Source organism: Massilia suwonensis (assembly GCF_042655665.1).
Lineage (GTDB): Bacteria > Pseudomonadota > Gammaproteobacteria > Burkholderiales > Burkholderiaceae_D > Telluria > Telluria suwonensis.
On the sequence record NZ_JBHSMR010000013.1, the window covers coordinates 397,026 to 415,125 of the forward strand.

Genomic DNA, 18,100 nt, shown 5'->3' on the forward strand with positions numbered 1-18,100 from the left:
CACGGTGGCCGCCCCGGGGCACGGGGGAACGTACCGGACGCAAATCGTCTATGATGATGCCTCTGTACAAATATCACATGTGCCATGAAATTTGACGTAGCAATCGTCGGCAGCGGCCTGGCCGGCCTGTCGGTGGCCCTGCACCTCGCGCAGACGCGCAAGGTTGCCATCATCTCCAAACGCGCGCTGCTCGACGGCGCCAGCAACTGGGCCCAGGGCGGCATCGCCGCCGTCCTCGATTCCGGCGACTCCCACGACCAGCACATCGCCGACACCCTGGTCGCCGGCGCCGGCTTGTGCGACGAGGCCGCCACCCGCACTATCGTCGAACATGGCCGCGCCGCCATCGAATGGCTGATCGAGCAAGGCGTGCCCTTCACCCGCGACGCCTCGGCGGAACTGGGCTTCCACCTGACCCGCGAAGGCGGCCACAGCCAGCGCCGCATCATCCACGCCGCCGACGCCACCGGCCACGCGGTGCAGGTGACGCTGGAACAGAAGGTGCGCGCGCATCCGAACATCTCGCTGTTCGAACACCACTGCGCGATCGACGTGATCACCTCCGACAAACTCACCGGCAAGGGCGTGCACGGCGGCGCGCCCCACCTCGTCGGCCAGCCGCGCTGCCACGGCCTCTACGTGCAGGACGAACAGAGCGGCAAGGTACTCACCTTCGAAGCCGAGCACACGGTGCTGGCCACCGGCGGCGCCGGCAAGGTCTACCTGTACACGACCAATCCCGACACCGCCACCGGCGACGGCATCGCGATGGCCTGGCGCGCCGGCTGCCGCGTCTCGAACATGGAATTCATCCAGTTCCACCCGACCTGCCTCTATCACCCGTACGCGAAATCCTTCCTGATCACGGAAGCGATCCGCGGCGAGGGCGGCCTTTTGAAACTGCCGCCGGAAGCGGGCGTTGCCGCCGGCACGCGCTTCATGCCGGCGCATGACGAGCGCGGCGAACTGGCCCCGCGCGACGTGGTGGCGCGCGCCATCGACTTCGAGATGAAGAAGCGCGGCCTCGACTACGTCCACCTCGACATCAGCCACCAGCCGCCCGAGTTCCTGAAGGAGCACTTCCCGACCATCTACGCGCGCTGCCTGGAACTGGGCATCGACATCACCAAGGAGCCGATTCCGGTCGTGCCGGCGGTGCACTTCACTTGCGGCGGCGTGGTGACCGATCTGGCCGGCCGCACCGACATCCCCGGACTGTACGCCGTCGGCGAGACGGCCTGCACCGGCCTGCACGGCGCCAACCGCCTGGCCAGCAACTCGCTGCTCGAGTGCGTGGTCGTCGGCCGCGCCTGCGCCAGCCAGATCGCCGCCGCGCCGCGCGTCGACAACCCGGTGCTGCCGCCCTGGGACGAGAGCCGCGTCACCAACGCCGACGAGGAAGTCGTCATCGCCCACAACTGGGACGAACTGCGCCGCTTCATGTGGAACTACGTCGGCATCGTGCGCACGACCAAGCGCCTGGAGCGCGCCCAGCACCGCATCAAGCTGCTGAAGGAAGAGATCGACGAGTACTACCGCAACTTCCGCATCACGCACGACCTGCTGGAACTGCGCAACCTGGTCGACGTGGCCTCCTTGATCGTGAACAGCGCGCTGTCGCGCCACGAAAGCCGCGGCCTGCATTATTCGCGCGATTATCCGGACACCCTGCCGAAAGCGCTGCCGAGCGTGCTGACGCCCGAGCGGCGCTGATCGCCGTGAACCGCAAGCTGACCCTGTCCACCGCGCTGCTCTTGACGGTGCCGCCCCTGCTCTGGGCCGGCAACGCGATCGTCGGCCGCATGGTGCGCGACGCCGTGCCGCCGATGACGCTGAATTTCCTGCGCTGGAGCATCGCGCTGGTGGTGCTGCTGCCGCTGGGCCGTGCGGCGCTCAAGCCCGGCAGCACGGTGCTCTCCAACTGGCGCCGCTACAGCATGCTGGGACTGCTGGGCGTCGGCCTCTACAACTCGCTGCAATACCTGGCCCTGCAAAGCTCGACGCCGATCAACGTCACGCTGGTCGCCTCGGGCATGCCGGTGTGGATGCTGCTGGTCGGGAAGCTGTTCTACAAGGCGCCGGTGAAACGCAAGCAGGTGCTTGGGGCGCTGCTCTCGATCGCCGGCGTGCTGGTGGTGCTGTGCCGCGGCGACGTGGCGCAGCTGGCCGCGCTGCGCCTGGTGCCGGGCGACCTGTACATGATCCTGGCGACGATCGCCTGGTCCTTCTACAGCTGGATGCTGATGCAGCAGCGCGACCTGCCGGCCCTGCGCGCCGACTGGGCCGCCTTCCTGCTGGCCCAGGTTGGGTACGGCGTGCTGTGGTCGGCCGCGCTGTCCGGCGCGGAGTGGGCCGTAAAGGGCGTGGACGTCGCCTGGAGCTGGCCGCTGGCCGCGGCCCTGCTGTATGTCGCGATCGGGCCGGCGATCCTGGCGATGCGCTGCTGGGGCGCGGGCCTGCAGAAGGCGGGGCCGACGCTGGGCTCCTTCTTCATCAACCTGACGCCGCTGTTCACGGCGCTGCTGTCCTCGGCCTTCCTGGGCGAGGCGCCGCACCTGTACCACGCGCTCGCCTTCGGGCTGATCGTCGGCGGGATCGCCGTGTCGGCACGTTGAAGCTTACTGGGGCATCAGGTTGGTGCTCCACCAGACGCTGGCGATCTTCCACTTGCCCTCGAGGTCCTGCATCATCTGCCAGGTCTCGATGCCGTAGTTATAGACCTTGCCGTCCTCTACGAATTCGTAGTCGAACATCACCCAGGCGACGTTCTTGTCCTGGGTGATCTTCACGTTGTAGAAGCGCTCCTCGACCGGCACCTTGCTCTCGCGGATGAAGCGCGCGAAGTCATAATAGCCGCCGGCTCGGATGCCGGTTGCGGTCGTGTCGAAGCCTTCGCGGATCTTCTTGATGTTCTGAGGCGAAGCCGGCGACGAGAACGGGATGTCGGAGTGGAGCATCAGCGACGATAGCAGCTTGAGGTTCTTGGTCTTGAGCGCCGTCTGGAAGTCGGCCACGACCTGTTCGATGGCGCGCCGGTCGTCAAGCGTGCTGGTGTAGCGGCCAATGTAGGAAGGCGGCTCGGCGGCGTCGACGGTGGCGGTGGCGAACAGCAGGGCGAGCAGCGCGGTCAGCAAGAATCGCATGGTTTCCTCTTCAAGTGTGTGGAGTCCCTACGGTATCCACGGGCGCGCGCCGCGGCCAGCGGCGTGTGATGAACACCCGGAATCGTGTGTCGGATGAACCCGCAAGGATGCTAGGATCCCAGCAGAATGGGAGGATGCATCGCGATGGCCGAAGGTTTCGACGTACACGACAGCGCAGCGGCATTGGCGGATTTTCTCGAACGCCACCCGCGCACGCTGGTGCTGACCGGCGCCGGCCTGTCGACCGCCTCGGGCATACCGGACTACCGCGACCGCGAGGGCGTGCGGCGCGGCCGGCAGCCGATCCAGGGGCCGGAATTTCGCCGCTCGGAGGCCGTACAGCGCCGCTACTGGGCGCGCAGCATGATCGGCTGGCCGGTGCTGGCCCAGGCGCGTCCGAATGCCGGCCACGAAGCCCTGGCGGCGATCGAAGCCGCCGGACGGCTCGGCTCGCTTCTCACGCAGAATGTCGACGGCCTGCACCAGCGCGCCGGCAGCCACGCGGTGCTCGAACTGCACGGCAATATCCATGCCGTGCTCTGCCTGCAATGCGGCGTCCGCGTGCCGCGCGCCTTTGTCCAGACCCGGCTGCAGGACCTGAATCCGCACATTGCGAGCGCCGCCGCCCAGCCGCTGCCCGACGGCGACGCCCAGGTCGAGCCGGAGTTCCTGGACGAGTTCACGCTGCCCGTGTGCAGCCATTGCGGCGGCACCCTGATGCCCGACGTGGTCTTCTTCGGCGACAACGTCCCGGCCGCGCGCACCGCCTGCGCACTGGCCCAGATGGAAGCGGCCGACGCCCTGCTGGTGGTCGGCTCCTCGCTGATGGTCTACTCGGGCTTCCGCTTCTGCCGCCTGGCCCATGAGGCCGGCAAGCCGATCGCGGCCGTTAATCTCGGACGGACCCGCGCCGACCACATGATCACATTAAAAATCGAAGAATCCGCCGAACGGCTGCTGCCGCAGGTCGCGGCACGGCTCGGCGCCCACCACCGACCCATGCCTATCGGGCTCATCGACGAAAGGGGAGTATTTTGAGGACATCGCTCACGCGCAGCCGCACCCGTTTGCAGACCGGCCTGGCCGTCGCCGGCATCGGCCTGCTGGCCTCGTACCTGGTCGTACGCAGCAAGACGGCGCAGGCCGAAACCGAAAATCCGCCGCGCGGCAAGTTCGTCGAGGTCGACGGCGTGCGCCTGCATTATCTCGAACGCGGCAGCGGGCCGGTGCTGGTCCTGTTGCATGGGAACGGCGTCGTCGCCAACGATTTCGAGTACAGCGGGCTGATGAGCCAGCTGAGCGGACGCTACCGTGTGATCGCCTTCGACCGCCCCGGGTACGGCTACAGCGAGCGTCCACGCAGCACGGTCTGGACGCCGGACGCCCAGGCGCGCCTGCTGCACCACGCGCTGCAGGAGATCGGCGTCGACTCCGCCATCGTGCTGGGCCACTCCTGGGGCACCATGGTGGCGCTGGCCATGGGCCTGCAGGTGCCGGACTTCGTGCGCGGCCTGGTGCTGCTGTCGGGCTATTACTACCCTACCCTGCGCCTGGACGTGCCCCTGGTCGCCCAGCCGGCGATCCCCATCATCGGCGACCTGATGCGGCATACGGTCACGCCGCTGGTCTCGCGCCTGCTCTGGCCCCTGCTCTGCAAGCGGGTGTTCGCGCCGATGCTGGTGTCGGAACGCTTCAAGCAGCTCTCGCCCTGGATGGCGCTGCGTCCGAAGCAGCTGCGCGCCAGCGGTGCCGAGGCGGCGCTGATGATACCGGCCGCCATGTCGCTGTCGAAGCGCATCGAACAGCTGCGCGTGCCGGTCGAGATCATCACCGGCACCCAGGACAAGATCGTCAAGCCGGCGACTCATTCCGAGCGCCTGCACGAGGAACTCCAGGCCGAGGGCAAGTCGAGCACGCTCTACCTGCAGCCCGGCGTGGGCCACATGGTGCATTATTCGGAGCCGGAACGGGTGGCGAGTGCGGTCGACGCGATCGCGGCGCAGGTGGGGGAACCGATCGGGATGCGCAGCCCGCAGGCCGAAGCCCTGGCGCGGGCGAGCGAGAGCGGGGTTTGAATGGTGTGCGTCATGCGGACGCGGTGGAGGTGCGAACCGGCCGCGTGACGCGTGGGCACAAGTGCCCGGTGAACCCGCCATTGATGCCACTGGCATCAATGGCCCCATACGGTGCGCCGCATTTGTAGGGTGGGCACTCCGTGCCCACGCGGAATGCGGGGCAGAGTTAGCTTAGCCGACGATACGCAACGAGAAGTCCGTCGCCCGCACATCCTTCGTCAGGCTGCCGATCGAAATCCGGTCGACGCCGGTTTCGGCAATCGCCCGCACCGTCTCCATATTGATCCCGCCCGACGCCTCGAGCAGCGCCCGTCCCGCATTCACCTTCACCGCCTCGCGCATCATGTCGAGGTTGAAGTTATCGAGCAGCACCGACTTGACGCCCGCCGCCAGCGCTTCTTCGAGCTGGGCAATGGTCTCGACCTCGATCTGCACCGGAACGTTGGAACCCCGGCCGGCATTCAGGGCCGCGGTATTGTTCAGGGCAGCGGTCACGCCACCGGCCGCGGCGATGTGGTTTTCCTTGATCAGGATGCCGTCATACAAAGCCATGCGCTGGTTCTTGCCCCCGCCGACGCGCACCGCGTACTTCTGCGCCTGGCGCAGGCCGGGCAGCGTCTTGCGCGTGTCGAGAATCGCCGCATTGGTGCCGGCAATGACGTCGACGTACTTGCGGGTGGCCGTGGCCACGCCCGACAGCAGCTGCATGAAGTTCAGCGCGCCGCGTTCGGCCGTCAGCAGCGAGCGCGGCGAGCCGGAGATCGTGCAGACCACGCTGTCCTTGGCCATCAGGTCGCCCTCTGCATACTTCCAGTCGATCTCGATGTCCTGGTCGACGGCCAGCATCACGCCCTCGAACCAGGGCGCGCCGCACAGGACGGCCTCTTCGCGGACGATCACGCGGGCCTGGGCGCGCGGCTCCTCGGGTACCAGCATGCCGGTCAGGTCGCCGGTGCCGACGTCTTCCAGCAGCGCGGCGAGGATGTTCTGCTCGAACGAGGCTTGCAGCTTCTCGTCGAAAGCGTCGTGCGGATTACGGAGGGTCGTCATGCCGGGCCTACATTCGAGAAAAGTTGGGTGTTCTGCTCCAGCGCGCCAGAAGGCAGCGCTTTCGCTTTCTTGGCGGCGGCGAAGTCCAGCATGCGGTCGATCGCGCGCACGGCTTCCTTGCCGATAACAGGATCAACGAACACTTCGTTGGCGCCCGATTCCAGCACCTCGGCCAGGTTCTTCAGGCCGTTCATCGCCATCCACGGGCAGTGCGCGCAGCTCTTGCAGGTCGCGCTATTGCCGGCGGTCGGCGCTTCGATGAAGTGCTTGCCCGGCGCGGCCATGCGCATCTTGTGCAGGATGCCGTTGTCGGTGGCGACGATGAAATGGGTCGCGTCCAGCGTCTGCGCCGCGTTGATCAGCTGGGTGGTCGAGCCGACCACGTCGGCCTGGGCCACCACGTTCGCAGGCGACTCGGGGTGCACCAGCACCTTCGCGTCCGGGTATTCGGCCTTGAGCAGGTCCAGCTCGATGCCCTTGAACTCGTCGTGCACGATGCAGGAACCCTGCCACAGCAGCATGTCGGCGCCAGTCTGCTTCTGGATGTACGAACCGAGGTGACGGTCGGGCGCCCACAGGATCTTCTTGCCCTGCTCGTGCAGGTGCTTGACGATGTCCAGGCCGATCGAGGAAGTCACCATCCAGTCGGCGCGCGCCTTCACGGCAGCGCTGGTGTTGGCGTAGACGACGACCGTGCGGTCCGGATGCTGGTCGCAGAAGACGGCGAATTCGTCGGCCGGGCAGCCGAGATCCAGCGAACAGGTCGCTTCCAGGTCGGGCATCAGGATGGTTTTTTCGGGGCTGAGGATTTTCGCCGTTTCGCCCATGAAGCGCACGCCGGCCACCACCAGGGTTTTTGCGGAATGGTCGCGGCCGAAGCGGGCCATTTCCAGGGAATCGGAGACGCAACCGCCGGTTTCCTCGGCCAGGTCCTGCAGCTCGGGATCGACGTAGTAGTGGGCGACCAGCACCGCTTCCTTTTCCTTCAGGAGGCGCTTGATGCGTTCTTTCAGTTCGGTCTTTTCCGCAGGCGTCGGCTGGGCGGGGATGCGGGCCCAGGCCTGGGCGGTGCAGGCGGTGCCGCCCTGGGGGTGGTCGTACTCGTAGGTTTGGATGGGCAGCGTGTTCATGGCTCTTATATCTCGGCAATTAGACCGGCGCGAGGATGCTCGCGCCGGCTGAACGCGTGGGCGGCAGAGCCGCCCACCTTACGGGTCAGGATCGACGATCCGTACCCGGACAAGCACTGAAATCAGTCGATACCCTGGCTCTTCAGGTACTCTTCGTAGTTGCCGCGGAAGTCGACGACTTCGTTTTCCTTCACTTCCAGCACGCGGGTCGCGAGCGAGGAGACGAATTCGCGGTCGTGCGAGACGAAGATCAGGGTGCCTTCGTACTTGTCGAGCGCGATGTTCAGGGACTCGATCGATTCCATGTCCATGTGGTTGGTCGGCTCGTCCAGCAGCAGCACGTTGTGACGGCCCAGCATCAGCTTGCCGTACATCATGCGGCCCTTCTCGCCGCCGGACAGCACGCGCACCGATTTTTTCACTTCGTCGCCGCCGAACAGCAGGCGGCCCAGGATCGAGCGCACGGCCAGGTCGTCGTCGCCCTCTTTCGTCCAGCGGCCCATCCAGTCGGTCAGCACGGTGTCGGTGGCGAAGTCCTCGGTCGGATCCTGCGGCATGTAGCCGACGTTGGCGTTCTCGGCCCACTTCACGCGGCCGTGGTCGGCCGAGAGACCCGTGATGTCTTCGCCGCCGATGCAGCGCAGCAGCGTGGTTTTACCGGCACCGTTGGCGCCGATGATCGCGATGCGCTCGCCCGCCTCGACCATGATCGAGAAGTTCTTGAACAGGGTGCGGTCGTAGGCTTTGGTGAGGCCTTCGGTCTCCACCGCCAGGCGGTGCAGCTTCTTCTCGCCTTCGAAGCGCACGAACGGATAGGCGCGCGAGGACGGCTTGAATTCCTCGATCTTGATCTTGTCGATCTGCTTGGCGCGCGAGGTGGCCTGGCGCGCTTTCGATTTGTTGGCCGAGAAGCGGCGCACGAAGTCCTGCAGTTCGGCGACCTTTTCCTTGGCCTTGGCGTTGTTCGCCAGCTGCTGGTTGCGCGCCTGGGTCGAGGCCAGCATGTAGTCGTCGTAGGAACCCGGATAGACCTTCAGGGTGCCGTAGTCCATGTCGGCGATGTGGGTGCAGACCTGGTTCAGGAAGTGACGATCGTGCGAAATGATGATCATCGTCGAGTTGCGCTGGTTCAGGATGTCCTCGAGCCAGCGGATCGTGTTGATGTCCAGGTTGTTGGTCGGTTCGTCGAGCAGCAGGATGTCCGGATTCGAGAACAGGGCCTGGGCCAGCAGCACGCGCAGCTTCCAGCCCGGCGCCACGGCGCTCATCGGACCCTGGTGCAGATCGCTGCCGATTTCCAGGCCCAGCAGCAGTTCGCCGGCGCGCGCTTCGGCCGAGTAGCCGTCGTATTCGGCGACCTTGCCCTCGAGCTCGGCGGCCTTCATGTAGTCGTCGTCGGTCGCTTCCGGATTGGCGTAGATGGCGTCGCGCTGGGACATGGCTTCCCACAGTTCGGTGTGGCCCATCATGACCACGTCGAGCACGCGCACGTCTTCGTAGGCGAACTGGTCCTGGCGCAATTTACCCAGGCGCTCGCCCGGATCGAGGCTGACGTTGCCGGCGGACGGTTCCAGGTCGCCGCCCAGGATCTTCATGAAGGTCGACTTGCCGCAGCCGTTCGCGCCGATCAGGCCGTAACGGTTGCCTTCGCCGAACTTGACGGAGATGTTCTCGAAGAGCGGCTTGGCGCCGAATTGCATTGTGATGTTAGCTGTGGAGAGCACTGGGGAAACCTTATAAGCAATAGATACGATTAACCGTACATTTTACCATCGTGAGCGCGGCCCGGGTTGTCAGGCCGCTCACAGACGAGGCCGGCTCAGGCGCGGGGGAAGGTCGGGTAGCCGCTCATCGTCAGCCGGAAGCCCAGCTCGTTCGATACGAGACTGGCCTGGGCGCCGAAGGGAATCGTCACCCGGCGCGGGATGTGGCCGAAGCTCAGTCCCTCGATCACCGGGATCGGCAGCGTCTTGCGCAGGTAGGCCAGCATTTCCGGGAAATCGTAACCATTGTCCATGGCGCCGAGGCGGTAGCCGGAAAAGTCGCCCAGAACCAGCGCCTGCTGGCGTGCCAGGATGCCAGCCTGCTGCAGCTGCAAGATCATGCGCTCGACCCGGTACGGGTGCTCCGCAATGTCCTCCACGAACAGGATGCCATTGTCGATGCGCGGGAACCATTCGGTGCCGATCAGCGAGGCGATCATGGCCAGGTTGCCGCCCCAGATGGTGCCCGCCGCTTCCACGCGCGGGTTACCGGCAACGGTTTCAAGGATCGTGTGGGTCGGGCCGGCCAGGCAGGACCAGAACTGGTCCCACGTGAAGTCGTCGAGTTCCTCGACGCCAAAATCGCTGGCGGCGAAGGGGCCGGCGTAGCTCAGCGCGCCCGCTTTCGCGTAGAGGCCGAACTGCAGCGCGGTGATGTCGGAATAGCCGACGAAGAGTTTGCCACTGCTTGCTAGCCGCTCGAAATCGATGGCGGGCATCAGGCGCGTGAGGCCGTAGCCGCCGCGCACGGCCAGCACGACGTCGACTTCGGGATTCTCGCTTGCCGCGTACAGCGCGGCCAGGCGCGCCTCGTCGGTGCCGCCGAAGCGCTGGAAGGCGGCGCCGTGGTCGTAGTAGTTGAAGACGCGGCAGCCATGGGCTTCGAGACGGGCGACGCCGCGTTCGACCGCTTGCGGGTCCGGCACGCAGCCGGAAGGCGCCACGATGGCGACGCCGGGTTGGGATGTGATCACAGGGTCATTGCCTGACGAAGAGGCGGGGTGTTGAGTCCGGCGCCATCTTACCGCGCGCATTGGCGTCGATCAAGGCAAGCATCCGCTCGTTCAGCTGGCTGGGCAGGTCGTGGCCCATGCCCTGGATGACTTCGAGGCGCGCGCCGGGGATCTGGCTGGCGGTGTCCTCGCCGCAGGCCAGCGGCACCAGCGGGTCGGCCGCGCCATGGATGACCAGCGTGGGAACGGTGATGGCGCGCAGCAGCTCGCCCCGTTCAGGCGCCGCATTCACCGCCAGCATCTGGCGTGCCGTGCCGGCGGGGCAATAGCAACGCCGCAAGGCACGGGCAGCGCGGCGCCGCAGCTGCTTTTCCGGGGTCGGATAGGCCGGGCTGCCGATCGCCTGCTGCACGCCGACAGCGGCGTCGATGATCGATTCGACATCGTCCGGATTGGCAGGCTGACGCAGCATCGCAGCGCGCGCCGCCGGCGTCGGGCCGGGCAGTCCGCGCCTGCCGCTGCTCGACATGATCGAGGTGAGGCTGAGCACGCGCTGCGGATGGCGCGCGGCCAGGATCTGGGCCACCATGCCGCCCATCGCCACGCCGACCAGGTGGGCGCGCGCGATGCCCAGGCTGGACAGCACGCCGAGCGCATCCTCGGCCATGTCGTCGAGGTGGTAGGCGGGGCTCATCGGCAATTTGAGATGCGTCCGGAGCCAGCTCCACAGCGCATTCGGCTTGCCGGCGCGGTCGAACTTGGTCGACAGGCCGCTGTCGCGGTGGTCGAAACGGATCACGTAGAAGCCGAGCTCGACCAGGCCGTCGACGAATTCGTCGGGCCAGCTGGTCAGCTGCATGCCGAGGCCGTGCACCAGCAGCAGCGGCGTGGACTTGGCGTCCCCGGCGGTGTCGAAGGCGATGCGGATTCCGTTGGCGGTGAGCGTGGGCATGGTGGCGTGGAGAAACGTGGCGCTGCGCCAGGGCGGCAGCACAAAACCAGCATAACATTTTCACAGCATCGACGGCGCCCATGGCCGCGCATGCGTGCGCGGACCCCTTATTCGGCAGGGATTCGCCGTGCGGCCGCACGCCGTTCGGCGAAGAAGCCCTTGAGCATCGCGCTCGCCTCTTCCGCCAACACGCCGCCCACGACCTCGGTATGGTGGTTCAGCACTTCATGCGCGAACAGGTCGAGCACGGAGCCGCACACGCCCGTCTTCGGGTCGCTCGCCGCGTACACGACGCGCGCCAGACGCGCATGCATCATCGCGCCCGAGCACATCGCGCAGGGCTCCAGCGTGACGTAGAGTTCGCAGCCGGGCAGCCGGTAGTTGCCCAGTTTCTCGCCGGCCGCGCGCAAGGCCATGACCTCGGCGTGCGCCGTCGGATCGTGGCGCCCGATCGGCTGGTTGTAGCCGACCGCCACCACTTCGCCGTCCTTGACGACGACGGCGCCGACCGGCACCTCGCCCTGGGCGCGCGCCAGCTCGGCCTGCGCCAAAGCCTGGCGCATGAAACGAGCATCGAGCGCGAGGTCGGCCGCCAAGGAAATGACGCTGTCAGGCATCGGTGATCTCGGCCCAGCAGTTCGGCGTTTCGTGCAGCACCAGCTTGTGCAGATGCAGTCCGGTGCCGAAGCGGTCGGTATAGGCCGCCTTGAGGATGCCGAAGGCCACTTGCGCCAGGTTCTCGACGGTCGGGATGCGGTCGATCACGACCGTCTTGTGGCCGGGCAGGCTGGCGAGGAATTCGCGCACCTTTTCGTCCTTCTCGTAGACGATGAAGGCGTGGTCCCAGACGTCGACCAGGTGCTCCTTGGCGAGGGCCTTGATGTCGGAGAAGTCCATGATCATGCCGTTGTCGGAATTGCCTTCCGCCTGGATCACTTCGCCCTGGAGCGTGATCTCGAGGGTATAGCGGTGGCCGTGCAGGTTGCGGCACTGGCTTTTATGGTCGGGAATCCGGTGGCCGGCATCGAATTCGAGTTTACGGGTAATGGTGAGCATCAGCTAAGCGAAAAAGTCAGGGAATCTGAAGAAGTTTATGGGTCTGGAGGCTGAGCTTCCATTTCGGGTTCTTGCGGCAGGTTTCGATCGCCAGGCGCGTATTCTGCGCGGCGAGGATGCCGTCCATCGGCTGCACGAAGAAATTGTCGAAATCGAGGTGCTCGTAGGCGGAAAGAAGCTGGCCGGCCTGCGGGATCACGACCTTGATTTCATTGCCCTTCTCGACCACCAGCGTCGAGCCCATCTTCGGGCTGACGCAGATCCAGTCGACGCCGGGCGGCACCGGCAGGGTGCCGTTGGTCTCGATGGCGATGGTAAAACCGCGCGCATGCATGGCGTCGATCAGGGCCGCGTCCAGCTGCAGCAGCGGCTCGCCGCCGGTGAAGACGACGTACTTGCTGGGCGCGTAGGTAGCCGGCCACAGGCTGTCGATCTCGGCGGCGAGGGCTTCGGCGTCGCGGAACTTGCCGCCGCGCTCGCCGTCGGTGCCGACGAAATCGGTGTCGCAGAAAGTGCACACGGCGCTCGCGCGGTCCTGCTCGCGGCCGGTCCACAGGTTGCAGCCGGAGAAGCGGCAGAACACGGCCGGCCGGCCGGCATGCGCCCCTTCGCCCTGCAGGGTATAGAAAATCTCTTTGATGCTGTAAGTCACGTTAAGCCTCTCGTCAACCTTCCATTATACCGCGCCTGCGCCGGCTTGCCGAGAGCGGGCCATTCACGGGCCGTGTTGGATTTGCTTACGCTATACGGCACGGGTATTGACTCGCGACAAGATCGAGCGCCGCGACAGACGGTAACTTGATTAGCGGAAATTTCTTATAACCCGTCGGAAGGAGCGTCATGAAAACAGCCGGCTACCTTTCTGCCAGTGCCATCGCCGTTGCGGCCGCCCTCGCCTGCGCGGCCTGCGTGTTCGGCGCCGCCCTGCCCGTCTCCACGGCCAGTTTCTCGGTGCTGACGACCCTGCTCTGGCTGCTTGGCGCCGGCGGCGCAATCTGCCTGCTGCTGCGCCGCGCGATCGAAGCCGATGACCGCGCCCATGAACTGGCCGCCCGCCTGGTGGGCGAACAGGACGCCCGCGCCAAGCTTGAAACCATCCTGTCCGATACCCAGACGGTGCTGTCGAAAGTCGTGCGCCAGCAGGACACGGCGCGCGACGGCGAACGCGGCCGCATCGCGCGCGACATCCACGAGGAGCTCGGCCAGACCCTGCTGACCCTGCGCGTCGAGCTCTGCCTGCTGCAGGCGGCCTCACTCGGCGTGCACCCGTCCGTGCACCAGAAGGCCGGCGCCATGGTCGGCACCCTCGACCTGGCCCTGCACTCGCTGCGCGCCGTGGTCAACGGCCTGCGTCCGTTGGCGCTGGGCGAAGGCCTGCGCAGCGCGGTGGAACGCCAGCTCGACGAGTTCACCCGCCTGAACGGCATCGCGCACCGGCTCGACATCGCTCCGGGCACCCTGTCCGAACCGGAATGCGCCCCCTACGAGGCCGAAGCCCTGCTCTACCGCGTGCTGCAGGAAGCGCTGTCCGGCGTCGCCTACCATGCCAGCGCGACCGAAGTCGTGGTGGCGATTGCGCGCCGGCGCGAAGGGCTGACGTTGCGCGTTGACGACAATGGCGACGCGAGCCGCCGCAACGCCCTGCCCTGCGCCTGCGGCCTCGCCGGGATGCGCGAGCGGGTCGAAGCTTCGGGCGGTGCCCTGCATATTGCCGCTGCGCCGGGCGGCGGAACGGCCCTTTCGCTGCTCCTGCCCTGTACCCAGGGTCTCGCGCTGAGCTGAATTGTCAATCCGGAGGCCATTGTTCCAAATCAAAGGCGCGCAAGGGCCGGGATTGCAGAATCGGATCTTGTCAGCAATCAACTGATTGCTCAACGGAATCACAAGGGCCGACGATGACCAGTACAGCAACGCAATGCGCGAGCACTCCGGCGAACGATCCCCTTCTTCCCGCCAGCGCCATCGGCAACAGCCAGCATGCCGGCTTGCCGGGCGGCTTCGGCCACGCGATCGCCCCGGCCAGCGAGCTCGCCTTTGCCTACCAGCTGATGGAAATGCTGGCCGTCCCCGCTTTCGTTCTCGACAGCCACGCCCAGGTACTGATCTGGAACCGCGCCTGCGAACGCCTGACCGGGGTGCCGGCCAGCGAAATCGTCGGCACCGACAAGCACTGGCGCAGCTTCTACGACGAACCGCGCCCGACCCTGGCCGACCTGGTGATCCAGAACCGGCTGGACGAGATCCGTCATATTTATCCGCGCCACGGCAAGCCCCAATCCGGTAGCGCGACGCCCTTGTCGGTGGAAACCTGGTGCGACATGCCGCGCGCCGGCAAGCGCCGCTACCTGGCCGCCGACGCCAGCCCGATCTTCGACGACAGCGGCCGCCTGAAGGCCGTCGTCGAGACCCTGCGCGACCTCACCGAGGAAAAAATGGCGCGCCTGGCCCTGGAAAAACTGGCCACGCGCGACGGCCTGACGGGCCTGGCCAACCGCCGCTGCTTCGACGACACCTTGGCCGCCGAATGGCAGCGCGCCCAGCGCCAGTGCCAGCCGATCTCGCTGCTGATGGTCGACGTCGACAATTTCAAAGCCTATAACGACGCCAACGGCCACCTCGGCGGCGACGAATGCCTGAAACGCATCGCGACCGCAGTCGCCAGCGAAATGCGCGCCAACGACCTGGTGGCGCGCTACGGCGGCGAGGAATTCGCGGTGATCCTGCCGAACCAGTCGCTCAAGGGCGCGGCCATCGTCGCAGAGCGCATCCGCAGCCGCGTCGAACGCCTGCGCCTGCCGAACGGCCTGGCCCCGCTGCGCCAGGTAACGGTCTCGATCGGCGCCGCCACCGCCATTGCCGGACCCGACAACACCGCCAGCGAACTGGTGGCGATCGCCGACGCCGCCCTCTATCGCGCCAAGCACCTGGGCCGCAACAGGATCAGCCTGCCGTCCGCCGAAGGCTGAGACATACATATCTGATCATGCTGTCAATTCTGTAGGGAATATCTTATGCTGCGCGCTGGATTTCTTCCCAAGGAGACAGTGTGTCCACATTCAAACCGACGGCGCTCGCGCTGTCCGCGCCGATTTTGCTTACGTCGCTGCTTGCGTCGGCCGTTTCGCTCGCCGCTCCCGCCGCGCCCACAGGTTCAGCCAACAAGGCCGGCAGCGACGTCCTGCCGTTCAAGGCGGTCGAAAAGACCCTGCCCAACGGACTGAAGATCATCGTGGTGCCGACCGGGCTGCCGAACCTGGTCTCGGTCACGATTCCGGTCCAGACCGGCTCGCGCAACGAAGTAGAGCCCGGCAAATCCGGCTTCGCCCACTTCTTCGAACACATGATGTTCCGCGGTACCAAGGCCTACCCGCCCGAGAAGTACCAGGAAATCATCACCCGCGCCGGCGCCCGCCAGAACGCCTACACCAGCGACGACCTGACGAATTACTACACCACCTTCGCCAAGGAAGACCTGGAGACGGTCCTGAAGGTCGAGGCCGACCGCTTCCAGCACCTCGATTACCCGATCGAAGCATTTAAAACCGAATCGCGCGCCGTGCTCGGCGAGTACAACAAGAACAGCGCGAACCCGATGCAGAAGCTGTTCGAAGTGCAGCGCGACGCCGCCTTCAACACGCACACGTATAAACACACCACGATGGGTTTCCTGAAGGACATCGAGGACATGCCGAACCAGTACGAGTATTCGAAGGTGTTCTTCGACCGCTGGTACCGCCCCGAAAAGACCACCATCATCGTCGCCGGCGACGTCGATCCGAAGAAGACGGTCGCCATGATCGAGAAGTACTGGTCGGGCTGGAAGAAAGGCAGCTACAGCGTGCCCGTGCCGAGCGAGCCGGCAGCCTCCGGCGCCCAGTACCGCCACGTGGCCTGGCAGACCCCGACCCTGCCGCTGGTGACGGTCGCCTTCCGCGCGCCCGCCTTCTCGGACAAGGAGAAGGACAGTGCCGCGCTCTCGATGCTGCTCTCGCTCTCGTTCGGCCGCACGTCGCCGCTGTACAAGCGCCTGGTGCAGGACGAGCAGAATGTCGACCAGCTGTTCGACTACAGCCCGAACCGGGTCGATCCGAACCTGGCCACGATCGGCGCGCGCGTGAAGAAGCCGCTTGATGCCGTGTACGTGCGCGACGCCATCCTGGAAACCGTCGCCCGCCTGCGCGACACCCCGGTCACCGCGAAGGAACTGGCGGACGCGAAGTCGGCGCAAAAATACGGCCTGATCCGCACCCTGGACAACACCGAGCAGATCGCCGCCACGCTGGCCTCCTACGTTCACTTCGACCGCTCCTACGGCACCCTGAACCGCTACTACCGCCTGGTCGACAGCCTGACCCCGGCCGACCTGCAGGCCGCGGCCCGCAAATACCTGGTCGACGACAGCATGGTGGTGACCACCCTCGCCCACGACGCCCTGCCCGCCGGGATCGAGACCCTGCCGAAGCTGGCCGCGATGACGCCGAAAGCGTCGAACGCGAACTTCGACGTGCTGGTGCAGAAGTCGGAACTGCCGCAGGTGCGCTTCAAGCTGCTGTTCGCGGCCGGTTCGGCGCACGACCCGAAGGGCAAGGAAGGCCTGGCGGCATTGACGGCGGCGATGGTGGCCTCGAGCGGCTCGCGCGAGCGCAAGATCGATGAAGTCACCAAGGCCCTGTTCCCGCTGGCCGGCAGCTTCAGCGAGCAGGTCGACAAGGAGATGACCACCTTCAGCAGCTCGATCCACAAGGACAACTGGAACGAGTACCTGGCCATCGCCCTGCCGCTGCTGCTGGAGCCGGGCTTTCGCGACGAGGACTTCCGCCGCCTGAAGGACGCGCAGAAGAACGCCCTGCTGCTCGACCTGAAGGACAACAACGAGGAAGAATTCGGCAAGGAGCGCCTGCAGACCAACGTGTATGCGGGCACGCCTTACGGTCATCCGGTGCTGGGTACCGTCGCCGGCATCGAGTCGATCACGCTGGACGACGTGAAGACCTTCTGGCGCCAGGCCTACACGGGCGGTGCGCTGCGTGTCGGCATTTCGGGCGACGTCAGCGATGCGATGACGGCTTCGCTCAAGACTGCGCTGGCCCGCCTGCCGCTTGGTTCCGGCCTGCCGGCCACCACGGTGCCGCAAGGGCGCAAGCCGGATGGCCTGGAAGTCGAGATCATCGAGAAGAACACGCGTGCGACCGCGATCTCTTTCGGCCTGCCGCTGGAAGTGACTCGTTCGCACCCGGACTTCCCGGCCCTGTGGCTGGCCAAGACCTGGCTCGGCGAGCACCGCGCCTCGAGCTCGCACCTGTACCAGCAGATCCGCGAACTGCGCGGCATGAACTACGGCGACTACGCCTACATCGAAGCCTTCCCGCGCGGGATGTTCCAGTTCTTCCCGAATCCGAACCTGGGCCGCAAGGCGCAGCTGTTCGAGATCTGGATCCGTCCGGTGGCGCCGCAGAACGGCCACTTCGCGCTGCGCCTGGCCTTGTCGGAACTGGGCAAGCTGGTCGACAACGGACTCACGCAGCAGGACTTCGAGACCACGCGCGACTACCTCATGAAAAACGTGTTCGTGATGACGGCGACCCAGGACCAGCGCCTCGGCTACGCGCTCGATTCGCAGTGGTACGGCACGCCGGAGTTCACGAAGATGATGCGCGACGGCCTGGCCAAATTGACCGTCGCCGACGTGAACGCGGCGATCAAGAAGCACCTGTCGGCGCGTAACCTGTCGGTGGTGTTCATCACCAAGGATGCGGCCGGCCTGAAGAAGGCGCTGGTGAGCGATGCCTTCTCGCCGATCACCTACGACGCGGCCAAGCCGCAGGAGGTGCTCGACGAGGACAAGGTGATCGGCGCCATGAAGCTGGGGATCAAGGCGGAGAACGTGCGGATCACGCCGGCGGCACAGGTTTTTGCGAAGTAATTGATGAGCGCCGGTACTGAGTTGTGCCGGCGATTCATGAAGCGTAGCACTGAAT

General features: G+C 66.0%; 16 protein-coding genes. 7 read left to right on the plus strand and 9 right to left on the minus strand.

Annotated features, from left to right (window positions below):
• Window positions 1-84: 84 nt before the first annotated feature.
• Window positions 85-1,713 carry an L-aspartate oxidase gene (gene nadB / locus ACFPQ5_RS09695; protein ID WP_379754191.1) on the plus strand — a complete coding sequence of 543 codons (1,629 nt, stop codon included), beginning with the start codon at window positions 85-87 and terminating at the stop codon, window positions 1,711-1,713.
• A 5-nt stretch (window positions 1,714-1,718) separates the two neighbouring features.
• The gene (locus ACFPQ5_RS09700) at window positions 1,719-2,615 is read left to right on the plus strand and encodes a DMT family transporter (protein ID WP_379754194.1); all 897 of its coding nucleotides are present in this window, start codon (window positions 1,719-1,721) and stop codon (window positions 2,613-2,615) included.
• Window positions 2,616-2,618: 3 nt separating this feature from the next.
• Here ACFPQ5_RS09700 and ACFPQ5_RS09705 read toward each other — a convergent pair whose 3' ends face one another.
• Complete coding sequence (locus ACFPQ5_RS09705) at window positions 2,619-3,143, minus strand: Cif family virulence factor (protein ID WP_379754197.1); 525 nt, start codon at window positions 3,141-3,143, stop codon at window positions 2,619-2,621.
• Between the two features lie 144 nt (window positions 3,144-3,287).
• Here ACFPQ5_RS09705 and ACFPQ5_RS09710 point away from each other — a divergent pair, with 144 nt between their 5' ends.
• Both ACFPQ5_RS09710 and ACFPQ5_RS09715 read left to right on the plus strand, forming a co-directional pair.
• Window positions 3,288-4,181, plus strand: coding sequence for an NAD-dependent protein deacetylase (locus ACFPQ5_RS09710; protein ID WP_379754201.1), 894 nt, complete (start codon window positions 3,288-3,290; stop codon window positions 4,179-4,181).
• Complete coding sequence (locus ACFPQ5_RS09715; RefSeq protein WP_379754204.1) at window positions 4,178-5,218, plus strand: alpha/beta fold hydrolase; 1,041 nt, start codon at window positions 4,178-4,180, stop codon at window positions 5,216-5,218. The genes ACFPQ5_RS09710 and ACFPQ5_RS09715 overlap by 4 nt, the downstream gene beginning before the upstream one ends.
• A 171-nt stretch (window positions 5,219-5,389) precedes the next feature.
• On the opposite strand, the gene nadC is transcribed toward ACFPQ5_RS09715, so the two are convergent.
• The 8 genes from nadC to queE form a co-directional block, all read right to left on the minus strand.
• Window positions 5,390-6,268 (minus strand): carboxylating nicotinate-nucleotide diphosphorylase, encoded by an 879-nt coding sequence (gene nadC / locus ACFPQ5_RS09720; RefSeq protein ID WP_379754207.1) that lies wholly within the window; start codon window positions 6,266-6,268, stop codon window positions 5,390-5,392.
• Entirely contained in the window at window positions 6,265-7,398 is a 1,134-nt protein-coding gene (gene nadA, locus ACFPQ5_RS09725; RefSeq protein WP_379754210.1) for a quinolinate synthase NadA, read from the minus strand. The genes nadC and nadA overlap by 4 nt, the downstream gene beginning before the upstream one ends.
• 122 nt (window positions 7,399-7,520) lie before the next feature.
• Complete coding sequence (locus tag ACFPQ5_RS09730; RefSeq protein ID WP_379754213.1) at window positions 7,521-9,122, minus strand: ABC-F family ATPase; 1,602 nt, start codon at window positions 9,120-9,122, stop codon at window positions 7,521-7,523.
• 95 nt (window positions 9,123-9,217) lie between these two features.
• Window positions 9,218-10,135, minus strand: coding sequence for a muramoyltetrapeptide carboxypeptidase (ldcA, locus tag ACFPQ5_RS09735; RefSeq protein ID WP_379754216.1), 918 nt, complete (start codon window positions 10,133-10,135; stop codon window positions 9,218-9,220).
• 4 nt (window positions 10,136-10,139) lie between these two features.
• Window positions 10,140-11,066 carry an alpha/beta fold hydrolase gene (locus ACFPQ5_RS09740; RefSeq protein WP_379754219.1) on the minus strand — a complete coding sequence of 309 codons (927 nt, stop codon included), beginning with the start codon at window positions 11,064-11,066 and terminating at the stop codon, window positions 10,140-10,142.
• 107 nt (window positions 11,067-11,173) lie between these two features.
• On the minus strand, window positions 11,174-11,683 hold the full coding sequence (tadA, locus tag ACFPQ5_RS09745; RefSeq protein ID WP_379754222.1) for a tRNA adenosine(34) deaminase TadA: 510 nt from the start codon (window positions 11,681-11,683) through the stop codon (window positions 11,174-11,176).
• The gene (gene queD / locus ACFPQ5_RS09750; protein WP_379754225.1) at window positions 11,676-12,122 is read right to left on the minus strand and encodes a 6-carboxytetrahydropterin synthase QueD; all 447 of its coding nucleotides are present in this window, start codon (window positions 12,120-12,122) and stop codon (window positions 11,676-11,678) included. The genes tadA and queD overlap by 8 nt, the downstream gene beginning before the upstream one ends.
• A 16-nt stretch (window positions 12,123-12,138) precedes the next feature.
• Window positions 12,139-12,774, minus strand: a complete 636-nt coding sequence (gene queE / locus ACFPQ5_RS09755; protein ID WP_379754228.1) for a 7-carboxy-7-deazaguanine synthase — start codon at window positions 12,772-12,774, stop codon at window positions 12,139-12,141.
• Window positions 12,775-12,962: 188 nt separating this feature from the next.
• Here queE and ACFPQ5_RS09760 point away from each other — a divergent pair, with 188 nt between their 5' ends.
• From ACFPQ5_RS09760 to ACFPQ5_RS09770, 3 genes are all read left to right on the plus strand, one after another.
• Complete coding sequence (locus ACFPQ5_RS09760; protein WP_379754231.1) at window positions 12,963-13,904, plus strand: sensor histidine kinase; 942 nt, start codon at window positions 12,963-12,965, stop codon at window positions 13,902-13,904.
• 266 nt (window positions 13,905-14,170) lie between these two features.
• On the plus strand, window positions 14,171-15,088 hold the full coding sequence (locus ACFPQ5_RS09765) for a sensor domain-containing diguanylate cyclase (RefSeq protein ID WP_379760063.1): 918 nt from the start codon (window positions 14,171-14,173) through the stop codon (window positions 15,086-15,088).
• An 80-nt stretch (window positions 15,089-15,168) separates the two neighbouring features.
• Window positions 15,169-18,045, plus strand: coding sequence for a M16 family metallopeptidase (locus ACFPQ5_RS09770; RefSeq protein ID WP_379754234.1), 2,877 nt, complete (start codon window positions 15,169-15,171; stop codon window positions 18,043-18,045).
• Window positions 18,046-18,100 lie beyond the last annotated feature (55 nt).